Below are 21,321 nucleotides of genomic sequence, written 5' to 3'. Positions count from 1 at the left end.
TTCCGCTTTTGTGAAGTATTCTAATTTTCTTCAACAATAAAGCCAGTTTTCTTTTTAACCAGCTTTTTGTTTAGATTACACAACTAGAATTTTTTATTAATACTTCAGGCAATTTCAAAATATTAACAAATACATAGTAATTCCATTTACCTAGTTGCTGTAAAACATACATAGCAAATACATTAGCGTCTCTTTCAATTCGACTCTCTGAAAACAGTGTGAATTTAGTTAGGTATGGAGTATTAACACGAGTATGTAAAACTGCATGCCCGAGCTCATGCGAGCATACAATCAGCTTCATAGCCTCATCAAGATTTTTGTTAATTATTATGTACTTGTTACGTTTATGATATTTATAGTAACCAAGAATATTACCCAATTCACATTCTACAATGTTAATATTTAAATATTTAGCTATTTCAAAGGGGCTGGCAGAATCAGTTTTTTTAATGAGTTTTTCTGCCAGCTGCTTTATTTCTTCCTGAGAATATTTAACCAATCTATATCACCTTCTATACTTCTTAGGAGTATATTTTTTCTTATTCATTAACCTGGCATGTTTTAAAATCATTTCAAAAGAATCTTTCAAGTATTCCTTAGTTTCCTCATCAATCGGCTCACCATTAAAGAAAGCCAGTCCCTCCGAGCTTGTGAGGTCTTTCATCCACTCTTTTAGAGTTTTAGCAATGTCTTTTTTATCTTTCTCTGTAAGCTTCGGCTGCCATTCATGGGGCTGGTCTTGCTTAATGGCTTGAGAAGATGAATTAATATGGCCAGCAGCTTCCATTAGTTCTTCATATGTAACGCCATTCTGTGCTTTACTGGCAAATTTTTTTATTGTTTCAGGGTTTGGAGGAGTATCAACTAATCCTCTTAACAACCTGGAAATATGTGCTGAACTAACACCACATTGTAAAGCATATTGGTTTATAGATCTATTACCTTTTGCTAATGCTAGTAACTCAGCAAACTTTTTCTTATCAAAATTACCCATTCTTTATGCACCTCTTGTTTAAGATTTTATACTAAGTATTGACTGCAATCAATAATGTAAAAGAATTTTTATAAAAAAGTATTGACTGTATGTAATAAATATGGTATAGTATTAACTGTAAACAACATTGACTACAGTAAACACAGGAGATGAAAAAATGAATGTCAATAAAGTAGCTCTAAAAGAGTTATTAATCAAAAAATTTAACGGAAATTATAACAAAATGGCAAAAGCTCTTAATGTAAGTCCAGCACAACTTTATAGAATATTAGAAAGTAATAGTAATGCTGGTGCAAAATTTCTCGGTAAGCTTATTGTTTACTGCAAGAATAATAGCATTGATTATGATAAACTAATTCTTTTGCCAGATGTATTAACTGCAGTTAATGAAAAAGAATAAAGGCAATAAAGCCAATTTCATACCTCTATTATACCCTTATTTCTTCCAGTTTTACATACATCAGAAACAAAAACTGATAAGGAAGTGATTCTCATGAAAGTTGCAATTGTAAGAACTGTGATAACAAGAGAAAAACTTATGGCAGATGATTTTACTCCTGTAAGCGAAGAAATAGTTGGCTATGAAGAAGTAAATGAAGATGAATTTTATAGACCTCTTGCTCAATTCCTGTATCCAAGAATTAAAAAATATCTTGAGGAGCAAAGGCAGGGGAAAGATGATGTGGATTGAATTTAAGCCCATGAAAAATAAAGACTTACTCCTCAAAGTAGCAGAGGGACTTATGAAGGTAGTACAAATTAGAATAGAAAAAGCCGAGGAAGGTTGGAAATTGATGATAAAAACCTAATATATAGCCGTAGTATGCTCAAAAATTGTTAGCAAAAAGTCAACTTAAAACAATTAGAGGTGAAAAAATGGTTGATAAAAGTAAAATATACTACTTATATTTTATTGAAAAGAAAAACATTGTTGAAATTGCAAAAGAGCAAAATGTAACAAAACAAGCAATATCAAAGATACTAAAACAATTTCCAGAATATCATCAGGAAAAAGAGCGCAGAAAACAAGAAAATAAAATTAAGCATGCCCAGAAAACAGCAGAATACATAAAGCAGAAAAGAATGGCTGAAAGAGCTAATGATGAAGATTATGAAGCAATGAAAAGAGAGCAGGCGCAAGCTGCAGCAGCCCTCTCAAGGAAAGGAAAACTTAGCGATGACGCTCTTATAAAATTATGTATTCTTCACTATGATTATAACAAAGAAAAGGAAAGGCTTGTCTTCAACGAAAGTGCCGGAAAAAGGCCTGCGGACCTGCCTAGGTCGGTCTATGTGCATAAAAATGTGTTAAAGCAGTTTAGAGCCTAAAATAGGACTTGAATTGTTTTTAAAAATATCATAGAATGGAAACAAGAGCATAAAAAACGGGCAAAGTGTGTGTAAAAACTGTTAGCAGAAATATAACCAAAACTTTAATGGTTGAAATGTATCTAAGATTAGGCGTAACAGATTTATAACCATGTAAAGCAGGTGGAGGAATTATTTATGAATAATGAAGATAAAATTCTAGGGCTTTTAGAGAAAATTTATAATGACTTTAACGTCAGATTTGATGTGGTAGAAGAAAGAATAGGTGCTGTAGAAGGACGAATAGGTACCATAGAAGAGAGAATGATTGTAGTAGAAAAGAGAATTGGCATTGTAGAAGAAAGACTAAAAGTGGTAGAAGAAGAAATCCACGGATTAAAAAGTGAAGTAAGCGAAGTGAAAGACGATGTAAAGAAGTTAGGTACTAAGATGGATACCGAAATTAGCGATAAAGTAAGGGCATTATTCGATGACAGACAGCTTTTGCATGAAAAACTTGATGAGATAAGTGGAAAAATTGACATGCTTCAGCTGGATGTAAATAATCTAACAGTTAAGACAGTATATCACGATAACCGCATAAAAGAGCTGAGCAAAAAACTGGGTGTTTAATAAGCCCGGTTTTTTCTATTTTATTGAGGATTTTTATGAAAGGAGATGAAAACTTGAATACTCTTTATACTGCCGGCCTAGCAGCCGGTATTTTCTTTGGGATAGTTTTGGGACTAGTAATAAGCTTTGTTATTTTACTCAACTCAAAAAAGTATGGAAGCAGGTAATTAGGTAATGAATGTGAGCAAAATGAAATATAGGAGGTATTCATTGTGATAAAGGGAATACAGAAAATATTTTTTATTATCTTACCGATGCTAATTATTGTTTTTCCGTTAGCTACACTAAAGAATGTGTATGTAAATTTTATTTTTGTTAGTTTACTTAATTTTGTTACAGTACTTTCGATATTTCATGATTTAAAGATTATGGTAAAGAAGATAAAAGCAATTCAGAAAAGAAATAATATAAAATCTTTGTTGTATGTTATAATGATAGCTGCAGGTATTTTAGCATATTTAATCGTTCTTTTGTGGCTTGTGTGGTGTTTTATTGGTGCTTTATATATAAAAGGAGTAATTTTTATTAATACCAAAATCTCAATATAAGCCCGCTAAACAAGATATTTACTGAAGCAAAGTATAAGATTAAGTAGCAAATATATTTTTTATATTCTCTTACTAATTTTTCTAGTTTTAAATATTTAAGGTTTACATAATAGAAAATCGGGTAGGATATAAGTCCTATAAATTGTAAGATTATTAACCCAGATATGTCAGCACGTTTCGTAAAGATTTTCCATATATACAAACTAAGTTCTGTTCCGTGTAAATTTATAATGTTGTTTTGAATTTGTAAAAAATCTATTGGCTGGAATAATGGATAATTTAAAAATATGGAATAAAAAATAAGAGGCAACCATCCTAATATATTTATTAACCTTAAACGTATGTAATTTTGGGGTGTTTTTTTAAACAAAATATAAAAACTAATAAGAAGACCCACAAAATTAAATATTGAAAGCACGGCTGCAACAATGTCTTTAAATCTAAAATATATAACTACGATAATAAAAGAAACAATAATGGCAACTATTATGTAAAGATAATCTGAATCGTAACTACTTTCTTTATTGTATATGTTTTGCGAGGAGTATATATTGATACGTGTCTGATAAACATAAGCATTGTCTGAAATAATGTTTATAAACCATGGTTGTTTTTGGAATAAAGGAATTATCCCAAAAAGAATAGTTAGAAGAATACTAATAATACCTAATATTATACTAAGATCAAATTTCATGTTTTCTACACTCCTATTTAGTTTTACAACTATATTATCGAGAAATATACTAAAAAATTGAGAACATGTATTTCATTTAATAAAACACTACCCTGAAAAATTCCTGATAGAACCCCTTCGGGAACCTATCAGGAATTTTTCAGTCATAAGGAGGTTAATGTTATGCTTTCCTCCAATTTTACTGCTAGATTTGGTGAGGTTATTGTCAGAAGTGGAATTGCCAGCATCCCAGATGCTGTTTTTTCTTTTCAAAAAGAACTAGGATTGTCAGTAGGAGAATGCTGGTTTATAGCTCAGATACTTCGGTTTAAATGGACGACAGAACTGCCTAAACCTTCTCTTAAGAAGATGGCCGACTATACAGGAGTTTCTGTGCGTACTTTACACAATTACAAAAATTCTCTTATAGAAAAAGGCTATCTTCGCATTATAAACAGGACAGATGAACAGGGAAGGCAAACGACAAATTATTACGACTTTACAGGCCTTTTCGAAAGAATTATAAAAATTCTCTCTTCAAAAGAAGAACCAGAGACAAATCCGTTTGAAGAAGACATATTAGAAACTGGTGAAGAAGATTATAAAGAAAGGGAGGGTGAAAATTTTGCACAGGGAGGGGGAAAAATTTTCACCCTCGGGGGTGAAAAAATTTCACCCTGGAGGGTGAAAAAACAACACCCCTACAAACAGAATAATAAAGAAACAGAAGAATATGAAACAGAAGAATATATAAACAACAACCCGCCTAACGGCGGAACAAATTCCCAGCCTTCGGCTGGGGTTGTTGTTGAAATAAATGAACAGTACAAAAAAATTACAGGGAGAGATAAAGTCTCCTTTTTTGCCGCTCTTCTAGAAGAATATCCCGCTGAAAAAGTAATGAACGCTGTAGCTTATTTAGAGAAAGCAATGCTACGAGGGAAAATTGATAATCCAGAGGGTTTTATCATTTCTGCCCTCAGAGAAAACTGGGACACACAGCCTTTTGAGCAGGAACAAAAATTGAAGAAAGAATTCACTCCTCCTAGAAACTACTTCAACAGCTATACCCAGAGGACTTACGACGTAGAAGAACTTGAGAGAAGGCTTCTTGAACACAGCAGAAAGGAGTTTTTCTCAAATAAAGAGCTTTTGGAAATGGATGAAGAGACTTTATTTGATGACTCTTCATGAGAAGGAGAGACGCAATATAGTACAAAGTTGGAGGTGATAGTATTGAACAGCAAGATAATATCTTTCTGGAGTGCAAGAGGAAGTACCGGAAAAACAACATTAGCTGCTGCATTTGCTTTAGCTTTAAAAAAGTACAAAAAAGACATAGTTGTGGCTGATTTTAAGGAGGTTATACCGCACGTTCACAAGTATTTTGGGATTGAACTTCGTGACAAATCGAATATATACGAGGCAGTGGAGAATGGAAGTAGTATAGCAGAAGCAGTTAATGAGCATTTACAGAAAAAACAGGGTATATGGATTCTGTCCGGTTTTGGAATGAATGATTTTACAAAGTTTGAAGAAAAGCACTTCTCTGCCGTGCTTGAAGTACTGAAAAATGAATTTGAGCATGTTGTTATTGATACAAGTGCAGGGATATTTTTCTCTTCTACCTACGCTGCACTGAAAAACAGCAACGTAATTTTTGCTGTTGCAGCACCTACTATCTGGAGCATTGAAGATACAGCACAAATGATTGATTTTGTCTCAAATAGATGGAGTGTTGGAAAAGAGAGGTTTAAGGTGTTATTAAATGCTGTCAGCAAGGAAGAAGTAGATGCTTCTACTGCTGAAAAAATCGTTGAAATTAAAGCCTTCAGTGTAAGATACGGCCAGAAAAATATACTTAGGGATATAAGCAGAATAGCAGAGTCTTTGCTTAAAAAAGATTTAGAGAAAGTAATTGACATCAAAAAAGCTGAGGAGGCGAAAAGCTTTGGCGTTAATTAATCCTTTTGTGCCAGAAGAAATTGATTATCACAGCAGAAAAGAGATAGACTCTACTGTAAATACAGCTGTTGATGAGATTGTTACTAAAATCGTTGAGGAGTATCCTGAGCTTGTTGCAGGGGTAGAAAGTGGAACACAGTCACGGGCACTGCTAGAAAACAAAATAAGAGAGCTGGTGATTGATAAAAAGCTGTACAAAGGCAGTGTTGAGGAATTTATACAAAAGGTGTTTGATGTACTTTTTGGGTACGGCCCCCTGCAGCCTTACATTGAAGATCCGGAAGTGTCAGATATACTCGTGAATTCCTTTAATATTGTCTATATCAAAAAGTTCGGCAGAAAATTTCGTGTCCCTGTGGACTTTGGAAGTGAAGAAAAGCTGACAAGATACTGCTACAGAATAGCTGCAATGTGCGGAGGAAAACTGGATGAGAACTCCAATGCTGAAGCTGTGCTCACTGATAGAAAAAGAAACCTAAGAATTGTCATATCGCTTAAGCCAATTAATGTCCTCTCACCTTCTATTTCAATCAGAAAGCCTACCACAAGCTTTACGTTAGATGAGCTTGTTGTAAAAGGGATGCTTTCTGATGAGCAGAAAGAATTTTTTAAAAAGGCTGTACTGGACAGGAAAACTATTGTCATAGCAGGTAAGGGTGGAAGTGGAAAAACGACTCTTTTAGGTGCTTTAATTGACATAGTCCCGCATGAAGAAAGAGGACTTTTGATTCAGGAGACGTTTGAAATTAAGCCAAGACACCCTGATATTGTCTGCAAGCTTGTAAGGATTTCTGACAATCCTGAAGTAAAAGATTATACTTTGTTTGAACTCACAAAGATAGGTCTTCTTATGAGTATGGACAGGATTTTTATAGGTGAAATAAAGGACAGAGAAGCGATGGACTTTTTCAATGCAGTCTACACTGGACACCGAGGGAGCATGGCAACAGTCCATGCAAATTCTGCAGGAGAAGTCGTAAACAGACTCATTCTCCTCATGAAGCGCTCAGGTACTGATGTGCCGGTGGATGATTTAAGAGAAATGCTCTTTGCTTCACTTGACTTGATTGTTTTTATGGAGGACTACAAAGTTAAAGAAATACTGGATTTGAGGGGAGGAGGTGTTAAGTGATTTATTTGGCTTTTATAGAGTCTGCTCTGCTGGCTGTAGTTATATATGCTGTGGCATTAGGCATTGAGCGTTTAAAATTTAAAAAGCGCTTATCCAAATGGCAGTTTAAAAAGTCAGGAGTTTTATCAGAAAAAGGGTCTAAACTTTTAAGAAGCATAGATGTGATTTTAGCAAGGTCAGGTGTTAAAAGTAAATTACCTTTTCTTGATGCAAAAAATATGATGATTGTCAGTGCAGTGCTTTTTGCGATAGGGATTTATCTTTTTCGCAGGCTAGGTTTTGCAGCTTTGTTTTATGCTTCTGCTGTTGTGTATGTCCCTTATGCTGCTATGATGCTTATGTCGTCTGTAAATGCCAAGAAAATTAAAGAAGCGTATTTGTCTTTTTTGACAACATTTATGGGCTTTTACAACATTGAAGGAAATATTATCAATGCCTTAAAATCAACAACACCTTATATTTCTGAACCTTTGAGGTCAATCATCAAGAGAAACGTGTTTTTGTATGAAAAGACTCAAATGAGTGTTGATGAATGTCTTGAAAATATGGCTGTTGAAGCAGGAAATAGAGAGTTCAGGAAGTTTATAAATTTTGCCAAAATGAATGCAAAATATGGGGGGAATTTTAATAAAGCGCTTATGAAGCTCAGGGAGCAAGGTGAAAAACTTTTCTCTCTTGAGTCTATTAAAGCAGCAAATGCTTCTGTAGGAAGTATGGTTATACTTGTGATGATAATAATAAATCTTCTCCTGATGATGAATATTTCTACTGACCCGGACATTGTGTATATTGTGAAAAACACCATAACAGGACAGGCTATAGCCATTTCAAATGCTGTATCAATTGTATTTGGGCTTTACATGATTAAAAACATTAATTCTTCTGCGTAAAAAGGAGGGATTGAGATTATCTATAGTGTCTTTCTTACACCAGTACTAGCTTTTTTGATATACAGCTTAATAAAAGAGTATGAAATTTACTCGCTTAAAAAAAGAATTTACCACATAAGACCTGTTGATGAGATTTCAAAAATTGTGGGTAAAACAGTAAAAAAAGATGTATTGCAAAAGATAAACGATAAGCTTAAAGCGGCAGGGAATCCCTTAGGCCTTACTGCTGAGACATATATCCTTGCTCGTGCAGGGCTTTTTTTATTTTCAATTGCTTACGCTTATTTGACAGGAATGAGCGGAATTCAGGCTGCTTTACTAATTATTCTTGGATTTTTTGGACTTGACATATACATTTCATCTGTAAAAAAAGACAGGCAGGAAAAGTTCAGAAGAGAAATGCCTGAAATAGTAGATTTATTTGAGCTGGGAGCAGCGGCCGATGTGCCGCTTGAGGATATATTTTTAATTACGGCTCAATCAGCCCAAGCAAAGGAGGTGAGAAATGCACTAACTAAACTTGCTGCAGAGTACATCATGACCAGAGAAAAGGAGGTGGCTTTAAAAAGGTTTGGAAATGAGGTGAATTTGCCTGAAGCTAATGTTTTGGCTATGGCACTGCTGCAGGGAGAAAGGACAGGAAGAACTTTAGAAATTTTATCTACTCTTTCTACTTCGCTTTTTAACACTGCAGCATCCAAAATAGCACGTCAGGATAAATCTATGGAGTACAAAGTCCTTGCAGCTGTTTTCTTTTTAATGGCTTCTATTGTGACGCTTTATATTTACTCATACTTTACAAACATTCAAGGTGGATTAAGATTAATTTTTTAAGGAGGTAGATCTGATGTTCAGAAAAATTAAAGAGTCAATTAAAAAGACTTTAGGAAATTCCAAAGGATTTAGTGAAATTGTTGCTGTGGCTTTGGTAATTTTATTCGTAATCCTCGTTGCAGCAACGCCTATTAGAAATCTTGGACAGACCACAAGCAGCGGGATTTCAAATCTTAATACCCAAATGCAGCAGGTATTAAATGGGCAGTAAGATGGGCAGTAAGGAGGTGAAGGCAGGGAGATTGTTTTAATCTCTCTGCTGAACTATGAAAAATAAAAGATTTTGGAAAAAGGGAAGTGCTGAAATAATTGCTTTTGTGCTTGTGCTTCCTTTTCTTATACTCCCAATTGCCAACACAGTTAATATGCTGACAGATTTGGTGAGGTACGATACGCTGCGTCAGGCAGCAAGACAGGCAGTTTTAAGGATGGAGATTGAGGGAGGATTAACTTCTGATGGGCTTTACAATCTTGAGGCTTTTCTTCAGTCAAAAGGCATAGACCTTAGTAAGGTGCATATAGATTATACCCCCTACCCTGTTCCTTATGGGGAGGAAGTGAAAATAAGGATAGCTATGGATACTGTAATGAGGAGGTACACTATTACGCTTGGAGGTATAAAAAGAGTTGATGAGAGTACTCAGATGGTTTATGGGCCTATTTCGTCTGTCAGCAAGAAGTATGAAAGATAAAAAGGGCATAAGTTCTATATTTATTGCACTGCTCTTTCTAATTCCTTTTATGATATTCAGCATGTTTTTGATAGAAAGTAGATTCTTATATACCATTAAAAATAGCGCTGATGATGCTGTTGTTGCAGCAGCCCTAGCAGCACTAAAAAGCACAAATCCAGTTGATATAGCATATGGAGAATATGTTCTTGACCCCAATGCTGCAAGGGATACTTTTTATGAGTATCTTAAGAAGAACATGAAGCTTGATGAGAATATGAATCCGCTGCCGGGAAGTGTTGCAGCAGGGCCGGTGCATGTTGACGAGTTTATAGTTTACAACCCCGGCAGCTACCCGACATTCTGCACTAGAGGAACGTTTATAAAAAACACGTCTATTCATGTTGTTGTAAGCTTTAAAGCTAAAAGACCAGCTTTAACAGGTTTGTTTGGAAAATATGTTGACATTGTTATACACCGTGATGTTGATAATTTCTATAATTTACAGGAGGAATGATAGATGTTAAGGAGAAAAATGATTTTGATTGCACTAAGCTTAGTTCTTGCGGCAGGACTTTCATTTTTGCAGTATCAGTATTTTAAAAAGATGACCGAAAGCGATAAAAAAATTGAGGTGGTTGCTGCTGCTTCTGACATTAAAGCAGGTGAAAAAATAGATTCTAAGCTGGGAATAAAGGTTATACCCCAGTCGGCTTATGTGAAAGATATGTATTTGGTAAGTGAAAAACCTGCTGGATATGCAAAAGTAGATATTCCTGCCGGCTCATATATACTTAAGAGTTTAGTTTCTCAAGAAAAAGTGCCTGTTTTAGAAGAAGGTATGAGAAGGGTAACAATAAATGTAAATCTCACCTCATCGCTGAGTGGTAAAATCAGGCCGGGCGATGTGGTTGATGTGGGATGGGTTCCCAAAGATGAGGGAAAAGAAGCTGCTAAAGTAATAGCTGAAAAAGTTCAAATATATGATGTCGTAAATAAATCCGGAGAAGATATTAAAAAAGCTGATAAGAACAATCAGTATGATAAGGAATCTTTGATTCCCGCAGCAGTAACTTTAATTGTTACACCTGAACAGGCAGTTGCTGTAAAGGAGTACGAAGCCAAGGGCAGTTTGTTCCTGATAGGTTATTGAAAAATAAAGTTTTGTATGAAGTACGGATTTTTCATTTTCGCTGTGCTCAAAATGCCAGGAGGTGTTCTTGTTAGAGATAAAGAAGAGCATAGTATGCTGGCTTTTTACAACTTTATGAAGGATAAAGTAGACTATTGGTTTGATGAGTAGCAATACTAAAAGCAAAGCAGTTATGGTATAATAGATGGAAAGAAGGATAAAATTACAAGTTGAGGTGTTTCTATGAGTAGAATAGAGCAGTTGAATTATGAACTTGAAAGGATTACAAAAATCCTTGCTGAAGAATATCAGGCCGAAAAAATAATATTGTTTGGCTCGCTGGCAAGAAACGAAGTGAAGGATTGGAGTGACATTGATCTGATAGTCATAAAAGATACTGATAAGCCTTTTTATGAACGATTAGAGGAAGTTGTTGAAATTGTGAAGCCGGTTGTCGGAACTGACATTATAGTATATACTCCGAAGGAAATAGAAGAAATGAAAGGAAGCCTATTTTATACTGAAGAGATATTAAAAAAGGGAAGGTTGTTTATGAAAGAGGTAAATCAGTGGCTTAAGTTTTCTATGGATGACCTCGATTCGGCTGAAATTATGTTTAAAGCCGGTAAATACAACATGGTCTGCTTCTTTGCACATCAAGCTACAGAAAAGGCTATAAAGGCATTTTTGGTAAGTCAAAAGCATAATCCGCCTAGGACCCACAATTTAGTGGATCTTGTAAATCTATCTGCTAAATATAATAAATCTTTTGAAGACCTTTTGCCTAAGGTAAGGATATTAAACCAGTTTTACATTCCAACAAGATATCCTACTGCTTTGCCAGGTACGATGGCTTTGGGAATGCCAGATGTTAAAACAGCTGAAAAAGCAATGGCTTTTGCTAACGAAATTTTTTCTTACTGCAAAAATGCAATTTTTGGTCCTGCATAAAAATATGCGGGGCTTTTTCTTATATTTGGAGGTGAATGAGATAAAACATATACCTGTTTTATTGATTCTTTCATACATGAGCCATACAGATTTAAAAAAGAGGGAAGTTCCGGACTTTGCGGTGCTTGCCCTTTTTATTTATTCCTTATTTACTTGTAGAGATTTTAAAGAAAGCATTTTAATGGCAGTGCTAGTTTTTATACTTCTCCTCATACCGTCACTTATAACTGAAGGAGGTATTGGCGGAGGAGATATAAAGCTTTTGACTGCCTTAGCTTTTTTTATGGGAAAAGATTTTTCTTTACTGGCATTTCCAATGTTTACACTTCTTATAGCTTCTTTAATTTACGGGTTAATCAAAGGTAAAGGGCTAAAATATTCTGTTCCTCTTGTTCCTTATATTTTTGCTTCATACCTTTTTTATTTATTCTTGGAGGTGTTTTCGTGGAATTTGCACTTCTTGTATTAGATGATGATGGATATTACAAATTAGAACTAGCAGGTGGCTACTGTGATAGAAGATGCAGCATATGCAGGAAGTGCATAAACAACAGGAACATCGCTGTGGTTATTAGAGAAGAAAATGCAAAGTTTTATCAAAAGTATGTTTTGGATCATCAAGTAAAAACTGCTGAACTGTGCAGAAAAACGTCAGAAGCTTTTTCTCTTACTGAAAGCGAGAAAGAAATTCTCATACAAGCTGCACTGCTGCATGATGTAGGAAAACTGTTCATACCTTTTAAAATTCTTTCTAAAAGCGTTCCTCTTTCACCATTTGAAAAGAAAATAATACAGCTTCACCCTTCAAAGGGTGCTGAATGGCTTAGAGAAAGAGGTTTTTCTGAAGATATAACAGCTGTTGTTGAAAGTCATCATGAAAGAGTAGACGGTTTAGGCTATCCTTACGGGCTAAAAGGAGATGAGATACCTTATTTAGCTAAAGTTCTTTCTGTGTGTGATGCTTTTGAGGTAATGATAAGCGGAAGGCACTATAAAAATCCTAAAACTATTAAGGAAGCACTTGAGGAGCTTAAAAAAGGAGCAGGAACTCAGTTTGACAGTTATACAGCTAAAGTACTGATTGAAATCTTAGATAAGGAGGAGATGATAAATGTTCAAAATTGGGCTTGACTTGGGATACGGCTATGTGAAGGGTGTGAATGAAGACGGGAGGGTGGTTGTTTTTCCCTCGTTGGTAGGGAATGCGTATGAAAGGAATCTTAAAAGTCTTTTTGAAAGCAACTTTGAAAGAAGAATTGATAACATGCACCTTGTAATTACAAACGGCGAAAAATATGAATGCTTTGTAGGAGAGCTGGCAAGGAGGGAGAGCAGAAATGTTTCTTATGCTTTTGATGAGGACAAAATAAATCACCCAAATACCAGGGCACTAATAGCTGCTTCCGGCCTTCTCCTTTTCCCGGAAGACGGAAAGCCAGTCCACTTGGTAACCGGTTTGCCGCTGGAGCAGTACATCCACAAAAGAGATGAGTTTTTGAAGATGCTTAAGGATTATAAAGTGCTGGCCTATTTTAAAGGAGATGAAAAAGTAAAAGGGATTAAATTTGATAAAATCACTATTTTTCCTCAGGCAGCCGGAGCAGTGTATTATGCAGTCATGGAGGACATTCATAAGTACTTAATAAAAGGCAGTTACTTAGGACTAGTGGATATAGGTTTTCGAACTAGTGACTTTATAGTCTTCTTAGTGGAAGACCGCCTAATCTTAAGAGAAGACCTATCAGGTACTATTGATGCCGGCATATCAGCTGTTTACAATGCTGCTGATAAGCTTTTTACGCAGAAGACCGGCAGCAAGCTTGATGTACCGGAACTCATGAGACTCACAACCGACGGCAGAATATTCTTTAAAGGCAGGCAGCTGGATTTTGGAGAGGAGTTGAGAAGTATTAAAGCTGAGACTGCAAGGGTAATAAAGGACAGGCTTAAAGCAGTATGGGGAAGTAAGTTGGACTTTTTTAACACTGTTTTTCTTGCAGGAGGAGGCGCAAAAGATCTGCAGGAGTTTTTAACAGACATATACGAAAATACCGTCATGGTTAAAGATCCACAGCTTGCCAATGCTAAAGGGTTTCTCAAAGTGGCAGAACTAGAGGAGAAAAACCAAGAGAGGGGGGGTAGGGTATGGCTGAAAAAAAGGAGTTGGACTACAAAAGTGTATGGGAACTCATGAAGCAGATGGTGGATTATTACACTGAAGAGAAGAAGTATCTTACTAGAAGAGAGATAAAGTACATCATACGGGTGTGCGAAAATAAAGATGTGAAGGTTATTCCCATAAAGGATGAAAACCAAGGAGGAGCGAGGGTATGATAAAAATAACTCTTTCTAAAAAGAAAGGGATGAAGAAAAAAGTTTATGAAATGTGGGAGGAATTAAAACTTACCGGCCACATGCTTATAGAGCAGAAGGATAAAAACTATATTATAACACTGGAGCCTGAAAAAGAGATTTCCCTAAGCTTACTTAAGCAAAAACTTCCTAAGGAAAGCATAGTGGAGGAAGTAAATTTTGCCAGAGGGAGCGCTGCAGATGAAGATGTGTTTACAGAGTTAAACCCAGAAGAAATGGACGTTTAGAGATTGTTTTTTCTGAATTTGTATTACAACCACTTTAAAATAGTGTTTACACCTTCTAAGCCTTATACTATCTAACCTAAAAGGCTTTATTTTTATACTTTGTATTACGCCTTTGATTGAGCATATGTTTACACAACTAAATCCTTGAAATAACTGCTTTTACAAAGCTTTATTTTTAATTTTGTATTACATCTTTAAGCAGTTAAAAATCGGAGTTGTAATACAATTTTGCAGTTTACCTCCTCTCCCCTACTCTTCTAACTGCTTTTGAAGATGTAAACATAAATGGGAGTGAAGTAAATTGAAAGTCTACAGCTTCCGCACAAATAAAGAAGATAAGGACATTGAGGAGCTTCTTGAATCATTAAAGGAAGACAAAAGTCAATACATAAAGAATGCTCTGCGCTTCTACAGAGACTTTGGAGTTAAAATAGCAAAAATTGAAGCCATATTAGAAAAGCTGGAGCAGTCAGGGATACAAACACAAACACCGCTGCAGTCCCCAGAACATGAACCAGTTATTGAAACTTCCGATGATGAGAAAATTCTTCTTGAGAGCCTGCAGGACATTCTCTCCCTTTAGGTAAACTTACTGGAGGTGTAAAGATGGAAAAGCTTTATTCTATTTTGAAACCTTATGACAGCTGGTGGAATGACGAAGGAGAAGAGAAAAATTTAGAAGCAAGAAAGGCTTTGCAGGATTTTTATAAAGAGCTGAAAAAGTTAAGGCCTTCTAAAAAGTATGAGAAAAATATAGCTCACTTTTCATATGTTCCGTACCTTGTTAAAATAAAAAAAGCTCTCGACGAGAGAAAATACATGAGGGCATGTAACGAACTAATCTCACTAATGCACTATGAACCTTTTCTTCAAGGCAGAATTTATTACAATGTCCTTAAGCTTCTAGAAAAGGAGGTAGCTCAAAATTCTGCTTAAAAATTTTTTCAAAAAGAAAGTAAAAAAGAAGGGCTTTCTAGACAGAGTGGACCAAGCTTATGAGTTTAAATATGTCCTTGAATTTGCTCATCAGGTCTTAAAAAATGAGAAGACAAAAGAGGATAAGATTCTGATATTGGATTTTATGCTTGATGTGATTAGAGAGGATTTAAAGAGCCAAAAATTAGAAGATAATTCGCTAGATTTCCGCATAGGAGTCATATATGAAATTTCAAAAATGAAACATCATATCGAGCAAGAGCCTACCTAAAATCACCTTTGCATTATGCAAGGGTGCTTTTCTATTTTTCAAAACCTGCTGAGCTATTGTGCTTGTTTTTTATAATGCAGGATAAGAGAAGGTGCGCTTTGCGCTGCACACACGTCGGGCAGTGCCCGACGGAACTAAATTTATAAGAGGTGCTTTTCAAGGAGCTTTTTAAAATTTAAGGGTGCGTATAAACACCTTTGTTAAGCATCAAATATCTTAAATTCTACATTTTTTAAGGTGCGTATTAGAAGATAAGTATTAGACAGAGAAATATTTTTACTTAGAAGTTTCAAAAGGAAGGAGGAAATTAAAAGAAGATGTCGAATTTAAATATGTAACTAAAAGTGGATAAGGAGTAGGCTTATGGCAAACGAAAAGAAATATATTGAGGGATATCCATTTTATTTTTGGGAAATTAAAGACCACACTAAAGTTAAACATAGGGTCTTTGCTGAATATTTTGACAACTATGTAAAAATAGTTGGGAAATATTACGATATTAATTATATTGATTGTTTTGGAGGATGCGGAGCATACGTTGATGAAAATCAAGATATCTATTTTGGATCTCCTATTTTAGCAGCATTCATAGCACAAGAAAATACAGAAAAATTAAATCGTAAGATTAGGATTTTTGTTGTAGATACAGATAAAGAGAATTTAGATAATCTTCAAAAAATAATTGAATTTAAAAATATAAAAATACCTATAGAATTAATCAATGATAACTACAAAGAAGGCACAGAAAAAGTTCTACAAAAATATCCATCTACTCCTACTTTTTATCTAATAGATCCTTTTGGATATTCCTTAGATTATAAGTTTTTTGAAATGACAAAGAATGATAAAAGGTCAGAGATATTAGTAAACTTTATGTACAACGGCTTGAATAGAGGAATCTCTGTTGAGAAAGTAAAACAAACGATAAATAATTTATACGGGACAGATGAGTGGGAAAAGATTAAAGATTTAAAAGGGTATGAACGTGAGAAAGAAGCTGTTGGTTTATTTGTAAGACAGCTAGAAAAAATCTTTTCCTATGTTAAGGAATATAAGATTCGATTCCGTGATAAAGATAGAACATACTATTATTTAATTCATGGATGTAATCATCCAAAAGGAATTGATGTAATGAGTGCATCTTTTGCAAGTCATAATGATGGAAATTTAGAACATAAAGGGCCTAAACAGGGGCAAATTTCACTTCTAGAAAATATGGAATATAGAATACAGGAAATAAGTGAATTCTTACTTCAAAAATATAAAGGGCAACGAGTTAGTTTCTTGCAGATATCTATAGAAGGAATTAAAGAAGGATACATTAGTTCTTTTGTGCGAAAAACATTATATAAATTGGAAGAGGAAGGAAAAATTCAAATAATTCGAATACCTCCACATACTTCAAAAAAGCGAGAAAGAAAAAGTATTGAAGAAAATGATATTATTGTTTTTAAGGAGTGAAAATAAAATGGATAAGATTATTAGGAAAAGTTTACTCTATAAATCTGGGGTTGAATATGGAGATTATACAATAAATCATGTTATTGGATGTTCTCATGGCTGCAATTTTCCTTGCTATGCGTTTATGCTATCCAAACGATTTGGAAGAGTAAAGTCTTATGAAGAATGGATTAAACCTAAGATAGTTTCTAATGCCTTAGAACTTTTGGATAAAGAGATACCAAAATTAAAAGATAAGATTCACTTTGTGCACCTAAGTTTTATGACGGATCCGTTTATGATGGGGTATCCGGAAGTTGTTAAATTATCTTTAGAGATAATAAAAAAATTAAATAAAAATGGAATAAAGGTGACCACATTGACTAAGGGTTTATATCCTGACGAGTTACTAGACAAAACAAATTATGATACTGGTAATGAATACGGAATTACCTTAGTTTCGTTGGATGAAAATTTTAAAAGGATTTATGAGCCATATTCCTCAAATTATAGAGATAGAATAGAAAGTTTAAAAAAACTTCACAATGCAGGGCTCAAAACTTGGGTGAGTATTGAGCCTTATCCAACTCCAAATATTGTTAATCAAGACTTAAGAGATATTTTAAATGAAATATCGTTTGTTGATAAAATCGTATTTGGCAGACTTAACTACAATAAAAAAGTTAGTGAATATTTGTGGTATAAAGAGTTTTATAATTACTGCAGTGATGTAGTAATAAAATTCTGTGAACAACACAATATAGAGTATCATATAAAAGAGGGTACTATTACAGAAGATGCTCCTTATGTACTTGAAGGGTATAAAAAAGATACACGAGAATTGTTTTTCACTAATAAAGAAATAGCTGTAAAGTGAAACTTAATTATTAAGGTTTTCTATGAAACGGGATTGCCTCCCGTTTCATTTTTTTACAAAATTTTGAGGGAGGGATAATTCTGAAAAAAATATATGTCTGGCTACCAGAAGATATTTATGACGCTTTAGTTAATTTAGCTTCTAGAAGAAGCGAGCCCATTTCAGCTGTTGCAAGAAGAATGCTTACAGAATCAATTACTACTGAAGCTGCAAATGACGGAATTGATAAAGTTACCGAAGCAGTCCGTAAAGCCATGCGAGACGTATTAAAACCTGCAGAAGATAGATTAGCAAAGCTATCAGCTAAAACGGCCGTTGCTGCTGCTACTGCAATGTACTTGAATGTTCAAACTATTGCTGACATGGGCAAAAATGATGCTGTAGAGCTCTATCAGGAAGCAAGGAAAAAAGCCGCTGCCTACTTAAAAGAAAGAGATGATGAAGAATGAGTTCCCCTTTTGTAATGAAGATAGCTTTTTATTCACCCACAAGTAAAAATCAAGCAAGAAACAGTGCTCATGTGCAGTACATTGCTACAAGACCGGGCGCAGATAGAGGAGAAATTGATATAGGGGATGAGATTGAACCTGATACTCCTGCCGGTCATGCTAAATACATGGATGAAAGACCGGGAAGTCACGGCCTTTTCACTGAGGAGGAAGAAATACCTGACCTGAAAGAAGTTCAGAGGGAGCTTAAAAATCACAAAGGTATTGTCTGGAGAATGGTTTTATCTTTGAAAGAAGATGACGCCGTAAGATTGGGCTACACAACAAGAGAGTCATGGGAAAAAGTCTTAAGAGCTGCCATGCCTGAAGCTGCAGCAAAAATGGGCATTCCAGAGTCAAATTTAAAGTGGGCAGCTGCTTTTCATCAAGCGCAGGGACATCCTCATGTACATGTAATTTTATTTGAGAAAGAGCCAAGGCGACTAAGAGGGGTACTCTCGCATGGAGAAAGAAAAGACATAAGAAAAGTGTTTGTACGTGAAATATACGCAAAAGAAAGGCTTGCACTTACAGCAGAAAAACAGCAGTAAGAGACCTGATAAGAGATACTGCAAGAAGTGATATTGTAAATATCTTAAAGAAAGTAGAAAATGCAAGAATAGAAATAAGAGCATTAAACGGAGGCAAAGCTGGACTTTCTCCTACACTTGAACCTCATGTAAGAGAGGAGCTTTTAGAAAAGCTCAAAGAGCTGTCAAAAATTATGCCCCAAAAAGGACGCATTGCTCTTGCATATATGCCTGAAGAAGTAAAAGAAAAAGCAAAAGAAGTTGCCGACTGGCTTTTAAAGCAGCCCGGCTTTTCTCAATCTGTTGAAAGATATAAGGACCTTGCTAAAGAGCTGGCCAGCCACTACACATCAAATCCTGAAGCTTTAGAAAAGGTAGCAGAAAAGGCATATGAAGACATACAGAAAAGAGTAGCTCAGATTATATTAAAAGGTGCAGCAGCACTGCAGGAAGAAAAAACGGTAGATACAGCAAGGCTCACAAACTCAGTATGGCGCTCAGCATGGAGAGCTTTAGAAAGAGAAAGATTAAGAGCAGAAGCAGAGGCCAGCATTGCAGCTCAAAGAGAAATGGAGAGAAAAAGAAGAGTAACAGAAAGAGGTGAAAGCCGTGAGATTTAGAGTTATAATAGCTGTCCTAATTCTCATGCTTGATTTTTTATTTGCACCTTTTCTACTGCTTTTGCCGATTTACGCTAAAGATTACGGTCTAAAAGAAGGCCTTCTTAAATGGGAGGCATATATAAAAGAGAGACCTTTATCAGGAATATCTTTACTGCTCAAAAGAGAAGATGTAAAGACCCCATGGCTCTGGTTACAGCCTGCTGTTTTTGCAGCTTTGGTTTCAGTGTTTATTCCTATGTATGGAAGGAGAAAAAGAAAAACTGATGAGTTAGGGCTTCCTGAAGCTGCAGGAAGAGGAGAATATGGAACTGCAAGGTGGAGAACAGAAAAAGAAGTATCAAAAACTTTTACAGTGTGGAATTTGAACAACAACAACCCCCCGAAAGGGGGCTTTGTTGTAGGCTTTAATCCTGCTACAGGAAAAACATGGCTCGATACAGGAGATACTCACTGTTTAGTTATAGGCTCAACAAGAAGCGGTAAGTCGAGAAGAATAATACTCCCTACAATATGGACTTTAGCAAAAGCAGGGGAAAGCATGATTGTATCTGACCCGAAGGGGGAGTTATATGGATATTCATCAGAGTATTTGAAAAAGCTTGGGTATAAGGTCATACTAATAGATTTAAGAAATCCATACAGAGGCAATCAGTGGAATCCAGTTTTAGAAGTGGCTTCTAAACTTGAAGCCGGTGATTATTCTGCTGCAAGTCAAAATGCATGGGACATAGCAAATATAATAACAAATCAACAGCCACATATAGGGGTAGATCCTATATGGCCTCAGTCACAAGAAAGTCTTACTGCTGCTTTAATACTTGCCGTTGCTTCTTCTGCGCCAAAGGAAGCAAGGCATTTAGGCAGTGCTTATGAGATACTTCACCGCTTAGGCGCAAATGGAGGGGAGTTATTAGATAAGTATTTTAAGTCATTGCCTCATACACACCCTGCAGCATCAGCTTATGGAGTTACTGCTTTATCAGAAGACCGCCTAAGAAGTTCAATATTCACAGGAACAGCAGCACAGCTGAGGCTCTGGAGCGACCCTGCAGTTATTTACCTTACATCTAAGCGGGACCACGATTTAGATGCTGTAGGGAAAGAAAAAGCAGCAGTATTCATAGTTATCCCCGATGAAAGAAGCACACGAAACGTATTAGCAACACTTTATATCTCGCAAGCTTATCAAGCTTTAGTTGACCTTGCAAATAAAAATGGAGGAAGACTTCCTCAAAGAGTTAACTTTATTCTAGACGAATTTGGGAACCTTTCTCCAATGCCTGACTTTGATAAAAAAATTACTGTAGCAGCAGGACGTGGAATGAGGTTTTTGCTGGCTGTTCAGGATATATCACAGATTAAAGCGAAATACAGAGAATTAGCTCAAACAATCACAGGAAACTGTGCAACATGGGTATATATACTAACAACAGATTTAGAAACAGCAAGGATAATAAGTGGAAAAACAGGACAGTACACAATAAGGACTGAAAGTTATTCTTCACAAGTTAAACATACAGATTACAGCCACGGCACAACGGAAGGCCTTACAGGAAGGCCTCTTTTACTACCTGATGAAGTTTTAAAATGGCCAGAAGGAAGAGCTTTAATACTTCAGGCAAGGCAGAATCCCGCATGGCTTCCTTTACCTGACCTTTCTAAATGGCCTGCAGTAGAAGATTTAATTCCTGCTGCTTTAGAAGAAACTGCAAGGGAGGTGGTGCATGCTCCTGTATGGATACCTGATGTTGAGAGTGAAGGTATAAAAGAAAAAGATGTAGAGAGAACTAATGAGAATTTATTATCAAAATTAAGATGAGGAGGA

Annotated in this window: 32 protein-coding genes and 1 pseudogene; 30 read left to right on the top strand and 3 right to left on the bottom strand. The window is 35.5% G+C overall.

Annotation, left to right across the window (positions count from 1 at the left end; genetic code table 11):
* Window positions 1–70: 70 nt before the first annotated feature.
* The gene (locus THESIDRAFT1_RS04705) at window positions 71–499 is read right to left on the bottom strand and encodes an ImmA/IrrE family metallo-endopeptidase (RefSeq protein ID WP_006569699.1); all 429 of its coding nucleotides are present in this window, start codon (window positions 497–499) and stop codon (window positions 71–73) included.
* A gap of 6 nt (window positions 500–505) precedes the next feature.
* On the bottom strand, window positions 506–994 hold the full coding sequence (locus THESIDRAFT1_RS04700; protein WP_006569698.1) for a helix-turn-helix domain-containing protein: 489 nt from the start codon (window positions 992–994) through the stop codon (window positions 506–508).
* 127 nt (window positions 995–1,121) lie between these two features.
* On the opposite strand from THESIDRAFT1_RS04700, the gene THESIDRAFT1_RS04695 reads away from it, so the two are divergent.
* The 7 genes from THESIDRAFT1_RS04695 (at window position 1,122) to THESIDRAFT1_RS04675 (ending at window position 3,483) form a co-directional block, all read left to right on the top strand.
* Window positions 1,122–1,394 carry an XRE family transcriptional regulator gene (locus THESIDRAFT1_RS04695; protein WP_244262757.1) on the top strand — a complete coding sequence of 91 codons (273 nt, stop codon included), beginning with the start codon at window positions 1,122–1,124 and terminating at the stop codon, window positions 1,392–1,394.
* Between the two features lie 93 nt (window positions 1,395–1,487).
* The gene (locus tag THESIDRAFT1_RS04690; RefSeq protein WP_006569696.1) at window positions 1,488–1,685 is read left to right on the top strand and encodes a hypothetical protein; all 198 of its coding nucleotides are present in this window, start codon (window positions 1,488–1,490) and stop codon (window positions 1,683–1,685) included.
* Window positions 1,672–1,803, top strand: a complete 132-nt coding sequence (locus tag THESIDRAFT1_RS14555) for a hypothetical protein (protein ID WP_279625036.1) — start codon at window positions 1,672–1,674, stop codon at window positions 1,801–1,803. Before THESIDRAFT1_RS04690 ends, THESIDRAFT1_RS14555 begins: the two co-directional genes overlap by 14 nt.
* 67 nt (window positions 1,804–1,870) lie before the next feature.
* Window positions 1,871–2,323 (top strand): hypothetical protein, encoded by a 453-nt coding sequence (locus THESIDRAFT1_RS04685; RefSeq protein WP_006569694.1) that lies wholly within the window; start codon window positions 1,871–1,873, stop codon window positions 2,321–2,323.
* A gap of 177 nt (window positions 2,324–2,500) precedes the next feature.
* Complete coding sequence (locus THESIDRAFT1_RS04680) at window positions 2,501–2,935, top strand: hypothetical protein (protein ID WP_006569693.1); 435 nt, start codon at window positions 2,501–2,503, stop codon at window positions 2,933–2,935.
* Between the two features lie 35 nt (window positions 2,936–2,970).
* Window positions 2,971–3,102: a hypothetical protein gene (locus THESIDRAFT1_RS14550; RefSeq protein WP_006569692.1), complete on the top strand. Its 132-nt coding sequence runs from the start codon at window positions 2,971–2,973 to the stop codon at window positions 3,100–3,102.
* Between the two features lie 45 nt (window positions 3,103–3,147).
* Window positions 3,148–3,483, top strand: coding sequence for a hypothetical protein (locus tag THESIDRAFT1_RS04675; protein ID WP_006569691.1), 336 nt, complete (start codon window positions 3,148–3,150; stop codon window positions 3,481–3,483).
* Here THESIDRAFT1_RS04675 and THESIDRAFT1_RS04670 read toward each other — a convergent pair.
* Window positions 3,461–4,177: a hypothetical protein gene (locus THESIDRAFT1_RS04670; RefSeq protein ID WP_006569690.1), complete on the bottom strand. Its 717-nt coding sequence runs from the start codon at window positions 4,175–4,177 to the stop codon at window positions 3,461–3,463. The two genes, THESIDRAFT1_RS04675 and THESIDRAFT1_RS04670, sit on opposite strands and share 23 nt — an antisense overlap.
* Before the next feature lie 162 nt (window positions 4,178–4,339).
* On the opposite strand from THESIDRAFT1_RS04670, the gene THESIDRAFT1_RS04665 reads away from it, so the two are divergent.
* The 23 genes and pseudogenes from THESIDRAFT1_RS04665 to THESIDRAFT1_RS04550 all read left to right on the top strand — a co-directional run bounded on the left by THESIDRAFT1_RS04665 (window position 4,340) and on the right by THESIDRAFT1_RS04550 (window position 21,315).
* The gene (locus tag THESIDRAFT1_RS04665) at window positions 4,340–5,350 is read left to right on the top strand and encodes a helix-turn-helix domain-containing protein (protein WP_006569689.1); all 1,011 of its coding nucleotides are present in this window, start codon (window positions 4,340–4,342) and stop codon (window positions 5,348–5,350) included.
* Between the two features lie 42 nt (window positions 5,351–5,392).
* Window positions 5,393–6,121, top strand: a complete 729-nt coding sequence (locus THESIDRAFT1_RS04660) for a CpaE/TadZ family protein (protein ID WP_006569688.1) — start codon at window positions 5,393–5,395, stop codon at window positions 6,119–6,121.
* A complete protein-coding gene (locus THESIDRAFT1_RS04655; protein ID WP_006569687.1) occupies window positions 6,108–7,253 on the top strand; it encodes a TadA family conjugal transfer-associated ATPase in 1,146 nt (381 codons plus the stop codon). Before THESIDRAFT1_RS04660 ends, THESIDRAFT1_RS04655 begins: the two co-directional genes overlap by 14 nt.
* The gene (locus tag THESIDRAFT1_RS04650) at window positions 7,250–8,143 is read left to right on the top strand and encodes a type II secretion system F family protein (protein WP_006569686.1); all 894 of its coding nucleotides are present in this window, start codon (window positions 7,250–7,252) and stop codon (window positions 8,141–8,143) included. Before THESIDRAFT1_RS04655 ends, THESIDRAFT1_RS04650 begins: the two co-directional genes overlap by 4 nt.
* A 54-nt stretch (window positions 8,144–8,197) precedes the next feature.
* A complete protein-coding gene (locus THESIDRAFT1_RS04645; protein WP_006569685.1) occupies window positions 8,198–8,977 on the top strand; it encodes a type II secretion system F family protein in 780 nt (259 codons plus the stop codon).
* Window positions 8,978–8,990: 13 nt separating this feature from the next.
* Window positions 8,991–9,188 carry an archaellin/type IV pilin N-terminal domain-containing protein gene (locus THESIDRAFT1_RS04640; RefSeq protein ID WP_006569684.1) on the top strand — a complete coding sequence of 66 codons (198 nt, stop codon included), beginning with the start codon at window positions 8,991–8,993 and terminating at the stop codon, window positions 9,186–9,188.
* Between the two features lie 55 nt (window positions 9,189–9,243).
* On the top strand, window positions 9,244–9,669 hold the full coding sequence (locus THESIDRAFT1_RS04635) for a hypothetical protein (protein WP_006569683.1): 426 nt from the start codon (window positions 9,244–9,246) through the stop codon (window positions 9,667–9,669).
* Window positions 9,659–10,165 carry a hypothetical protein gene (locus tag THESIDRAFT1_RS04630; RefSeq protein WP_244262756.1) on the top strand — a complete coding sequence of 169 codons (507 nt, stop codon included), beginning with the start codon at window positions 9,659–9,661 and terminating at the stop codon, window positions 10,163–10,165. The genes THESIDRAFT1_RS04635 and THESIDRAFT1_RS04630 overlap by 11 nt, the downstream gene beginning before the upstream one ends.
* A 3-nt stretch (window positions 10,166–10,168) precedes the next feature.
* Window positions 10,169–10,801 (top strand): Flp pilus assembly protein CpaB, encoded by a 633-nt coding sequence (cpaB, locus tag THESIDRAFT1_RS04625; RefSeq protein WP_006569681.1) that lies wholly within the window; start codon window positions 10,169–10,171, stop codon window positions 10,799–10,801.
* A 222-nt stretch (window positions 10,802–11,023) separates the two neighbouring features.
* On the top strand, window positions 11,024–11,731 hold the full coding sequence (locus THESIDRAFT1_RS13845; protein ID WP_006569680.1) for a HEPN domain-containing protein: 708 nt from the start codon (window positions 11,024–11,026) through the stop codon (window positions 11,729–11,731).
* A 31-nt stretch (window positions 11,732–11,762) separates the two neighbouring features.
* The gene (locus tag THESIDRAFT1_RS04610) at window positions 11,763–12,200 is read left to right on the top strand and encodes a prepilin peptidase (RefSeq protein WP_244262794.1); all 438 of its coding nucleotides are present in this window, start codon (window positions 11,763–11,765) and stop codon (window positions 12,198–12,200) included.
* On the top strand, window positions 12,176–12,862 hold the full coding sequence (locus THESIDRAFT1_RS04605; RefSeq protein WP_006569678.1) for an HD-GYP domain-containing protein: 687 nt from the start codon (window positions 12,176–12,178) through the stop codon (window positions 12,860–12,862). The genes THESIDRAFT1_RS04610 and THESIDRAFT1_RS04605 overlap by 25 nt, the downstream gene beginning before the upstream one ends.
* Window positions 12,843–13,925 carry a ParM/StbA family protein gene (locus THESIDRAFT1_RS04600; protein ID WP_006569677.1) on the top strand — a complete coding sequence of 361 codons (1,083 nt, stop codon included), beginning with the start codon at window positions 12,843–12,845 and terminating at the stop codon, window positions 13,923–13,925. The genes THESIDRAFT1_RS04605 and THESIDRAFT1_RS04600 overlap by 20 nt, the downstream gene beginning before the upstream one ends.
* Window positions 13,877–14,065, top strand: coding sequence for a hypothetical protein (locus THESIDRAFT1_RS04595; protein ID WP_006569676.1), 189 nt, complete (start codon window positions 13,877–13,879; stop codon window positions 14,063–14,065). The genes THESIDRAFT1_RS04600 and THESIDRAFT1_RS04595 overlap by 49 nt, the downstream gene beginning before the upstream one ends.
* Entirely contained in the window at window positions 14,062–14,331 is a 270-nt protein-coding gene (locus THESIDRAFT1_RS04590) for a hypothetical protein (RefSeq protein ID WP_006569675.1), read from the top strand. Before THESIDRAFT1_RS04595 ends, THESIDRAFT1_RS04590 begins: the two co-directional genes overlap by 4 nt.
* Window positions 14,332–14,632: 301 nt before the next feature.
* Window positions 14,633–14,914, top strand: coding sequence for a hypothetical protein (locus THESIDRAFT1_RS04585; RefSeq protein ID WP_006569674.1), 282 nt, complete (start codon window positions 14,633–14,635; stop codon window positions 14,912–14,914).
* 23 nt (window positions 14,915–14,937) lie between these two features.
* A complete protein-coding gene (locus tag THESIDRAFT1_RS04580) occupies window positions 14,938–15,267 on the top strand; it encodes a hypothetical protein (RefSeq protein WP_006569673.1) in 330 nt (109 codons plus the stop codon).
* A 46-nt stretch (window positions 15,268–15,313) separates the two neighbouring features.
* Window positions 15,314–15,538, top strand: a complete 225-nt coding sequence (locus THESIDRAFT1_RS04575) for a hypothetical protein (protein ID WP_006569672.1) — start codon at window positions 15,314–15,316, stop codon at window positions 15,536–15,538.
* Window positions 15,539–15,901: 363 nt separating this feature from the next.
* Window positions 15,902–16,999, top strand: a complete 1,098-nt coding sequence (gene tcmP, locus THESIDRAFT1_RS04570) for a three-Cys-motif partner protein TcmP (RefSeq protein ID WP_006569671.1) — start codon at window positions 15,902–15,904, stop codon at window positions 16,997–16,999.
* A 7-nt stretch (window positions 17,000–17,006) separates the two neighbouring features.
* Window positions 17,007–17,855: a radical SAM protein gene (locus tag THESIDRAFT1_RS04565; protein ID WP_006569670.1), complete on the top strand. Its 849-nt coding sequence runs from the start codon at window positions 17,007–17,009 to the stop codon at window positions 17,853–17,855.
* Window positions 17,856–18,034: 179 nt separating this feature from the next.
* Window positions 18,035–18,304: a hypothetical protein gene (locus THESIDRAFT1_RS04560; RefSeq protein ID WP_244262755.1), complete on the top strand. Its 270-nt coding sequence runs from the start codon at window positions 18,035–18,037 to the stop codon at window positions 18,302–18,304.
* Window positions 18,301–19,493 (top strand): annotated as a pseudogene (gene mobP3, locus THESIDRAFT1_RS04555) (MobP3 family relaxase). Before THESIDRAFT1_RS04560 ends, mobP3 begins: the two are co-directional and overlap by 4 nt.
* Window positions 19,483–21,315 carry a VirD4-like conjugal transfer protein, CD1115 family gene (locus THESIDRAFT1_RS04550; protein ID WP_006569667.1) on the top strand — a complete coding sequence of 611 codons (1,833 nt, stop codon included), beginning with the start codon at window positions 19,483–19,485 and terminating at the stop codon, window positions 21,313–21,315. The pseudogene mobP3 and the gene THESIDRAFT1_RS04550 overlap by 11 nt, the downstream one beginning before the upstream one ends.
* The last annotated feature ends 6 nt before the right edge of the window (window positions 21,316–21,321 follow it).

Source organism: Thermoanaerobacter siderophilus SR4 (assembly GCF_000262445.1).
Taxonomy (GTDB): domain Bacteria; phylum Bacillota; class Thermoanaerobacteria; order Thermoanaerobacterales; family Thermoanaerobacteraceae; genus Thermoanaerobacter; species Thermoanaerobacter ethanolicus.
Note: the sequence above shows the minus strand (reverse complement) of the source record. Positions and strands in the feature narration are given on the sequence as shown.

What these genes read in the sequence shown, in the direction of transcription:
- THESIDRAFT1_RS04700 (WP_006569698.1), bottom strand. Translation starts at nt 994, where the DNA reads ATGGGTAATTTTGATAAGAAAAAGTTTGCTGAGTTACTAGCATTAGCA.
- THESIDRAFT1_RS04690 (WP_006569696.1), top strand. Translation starts at nt 1,488, where the DNA reads ATGAAAGTTGCAATTGTAAGAACTGTGATAACAAGAGAAAAACTTATG.
- THESIDRAFT1_RS14555 (WP_279625036.1), top strand. Translation starts at nt 1,672, where the DNA reads ATGATGTGGATTGAATTTAAGCCCATGAAAAATAAAGACTTACTCCTC.
- THESIDRAFT1_RS04685 (WP_006569694.1), top strand. Translation starts at nt 1,871, where the DNA reads ATGGTTGATAAAAGTAAAATATACTACTTATATTTTATTGAAAAGAAA.
- THESIDRAFT1_RS04680 (WP_006569693.1), top strand. Translation starts at nt 2,501, where the DNA reads ATGAATAATGAAGATAAAATTCTAGGGCTTTTAGAGAAAATTTATAAT.
- THESIDRAFT1_RS14550 (WP_006569692.1), top strand. Translation starts at nt 2,971, where the DNA reads ATGAAAGGAGATGAAAACTTGAATACTCTTTATACTGCCGGCCTAGCA.
- THESIDRAFT1_RS04670 (WP_006569690.1), bottom strand. Translation starts at nt 4,177, where the DNA reads ATGAAATTTGATCTTAGTATAATATTAGGTATTATTAGTATTCTTCTA.
- THESIDRAFT1_RS04665 (WP_006569689.1), top strand. Translation starts at nt 4,340, where the DNA reads ATGCTTTCCTCCAATTTTACTGCTAGATTTGGTGAGGTTATTGTCAGA.
- THESIDRAFT1_RS04640 (WP_006569684.1), top strand. Translation starts at nt 8,991, where the DNA reads ATGTTCAGAAAAATTAAAGAGTCAATTAAAAAGACTTTAGGAAATTCC.
- THESIDRAFT1_RS04635 (WP_006569683.1), top strand. Translation starts at nt 9,244, where the DNA reads ATGAAAAATAAAAGATTTTGGAAAAAGGGAAGTGCTGAAATAATTGCT.
- THESIDRAFT1_RS04630 (WP_244262756.1), top strand. Translation starts at nt 9,659, where the DNA reads ATGAAAGATAAAAAGGGCATAAGTTCTATATTTATTGCACTGCTCTTT.
- cpaB (WP_006569681.1), top strand. Translation starts at nt 10,169, where the DNA reads ATGTTAAGGAGAAAAATGATTTTGATTGCACTAAGCTTAGTTCTTGCG.
- THESIDRAFT1_RS13845 (WP_006569680.1), top strand. Translation starts at nt 11,024, where the DNA reads ATGAGTAGAATAGAGCAGTTGAATTATGAACTTGAAAGGATTACAAAA.
- THESIDRAFT1_RS04600 (WP_006569677.1), top strand. Translation starts at nt 12,843, where the DNA reads ATGTTCAAAATTGGGCTTGACTTGGGATACGGCTATGTGAAGGGTGTG.
- THESIDRAFT1_RS04595 (WP_006569676.1), top strand. Translation starts at nt 13,877, where the DNA reads ATGGCTGAAAAAAAGGAGTTGGACTACAAAAGTGTATGGGAACTCATG.
- THESIDRAFT1_RS04590 (WP_006569675.1), top strand. Translation starts at nt 14,062, where the DNA reads ATGATAAAAATAACTCTTTCTAAAAAGAAAGGGATGAAGAAAAAAGTT.
- THESIDRAFT1_RS04580 (WP_006569673.1), top strand. Translation starts at nt 14,938, where the DNA reads ATGGAAAAGCTTTATTCTATTTTGAAACCTTATGACAGCTGGTGGAAT.
- tcmP (WP_006569671.1), top strand. Translation starts at nt 15,902, where the DNA reads ATGGCAAACGAAAAGAAATATATTGAGGGATATCCATTTTATTTTTGG.
- THESIDRAFT1_RS04565 (WP_006569670.1), top strand. Translation starts at nt 17,007, where the DNA reads ATGGATAAGATTATTAGGAAAAGTTTACTCTATAAATCTGGGGTTGAA.
- THESIDRAFT1_RS04560 (WP_244262755.1), top strand. Translation starts at nt 18,035, where the DNA reads ATGCTTACAGAATCAATTACTACTGAAGCTGCAAATGACGGAATTGAT.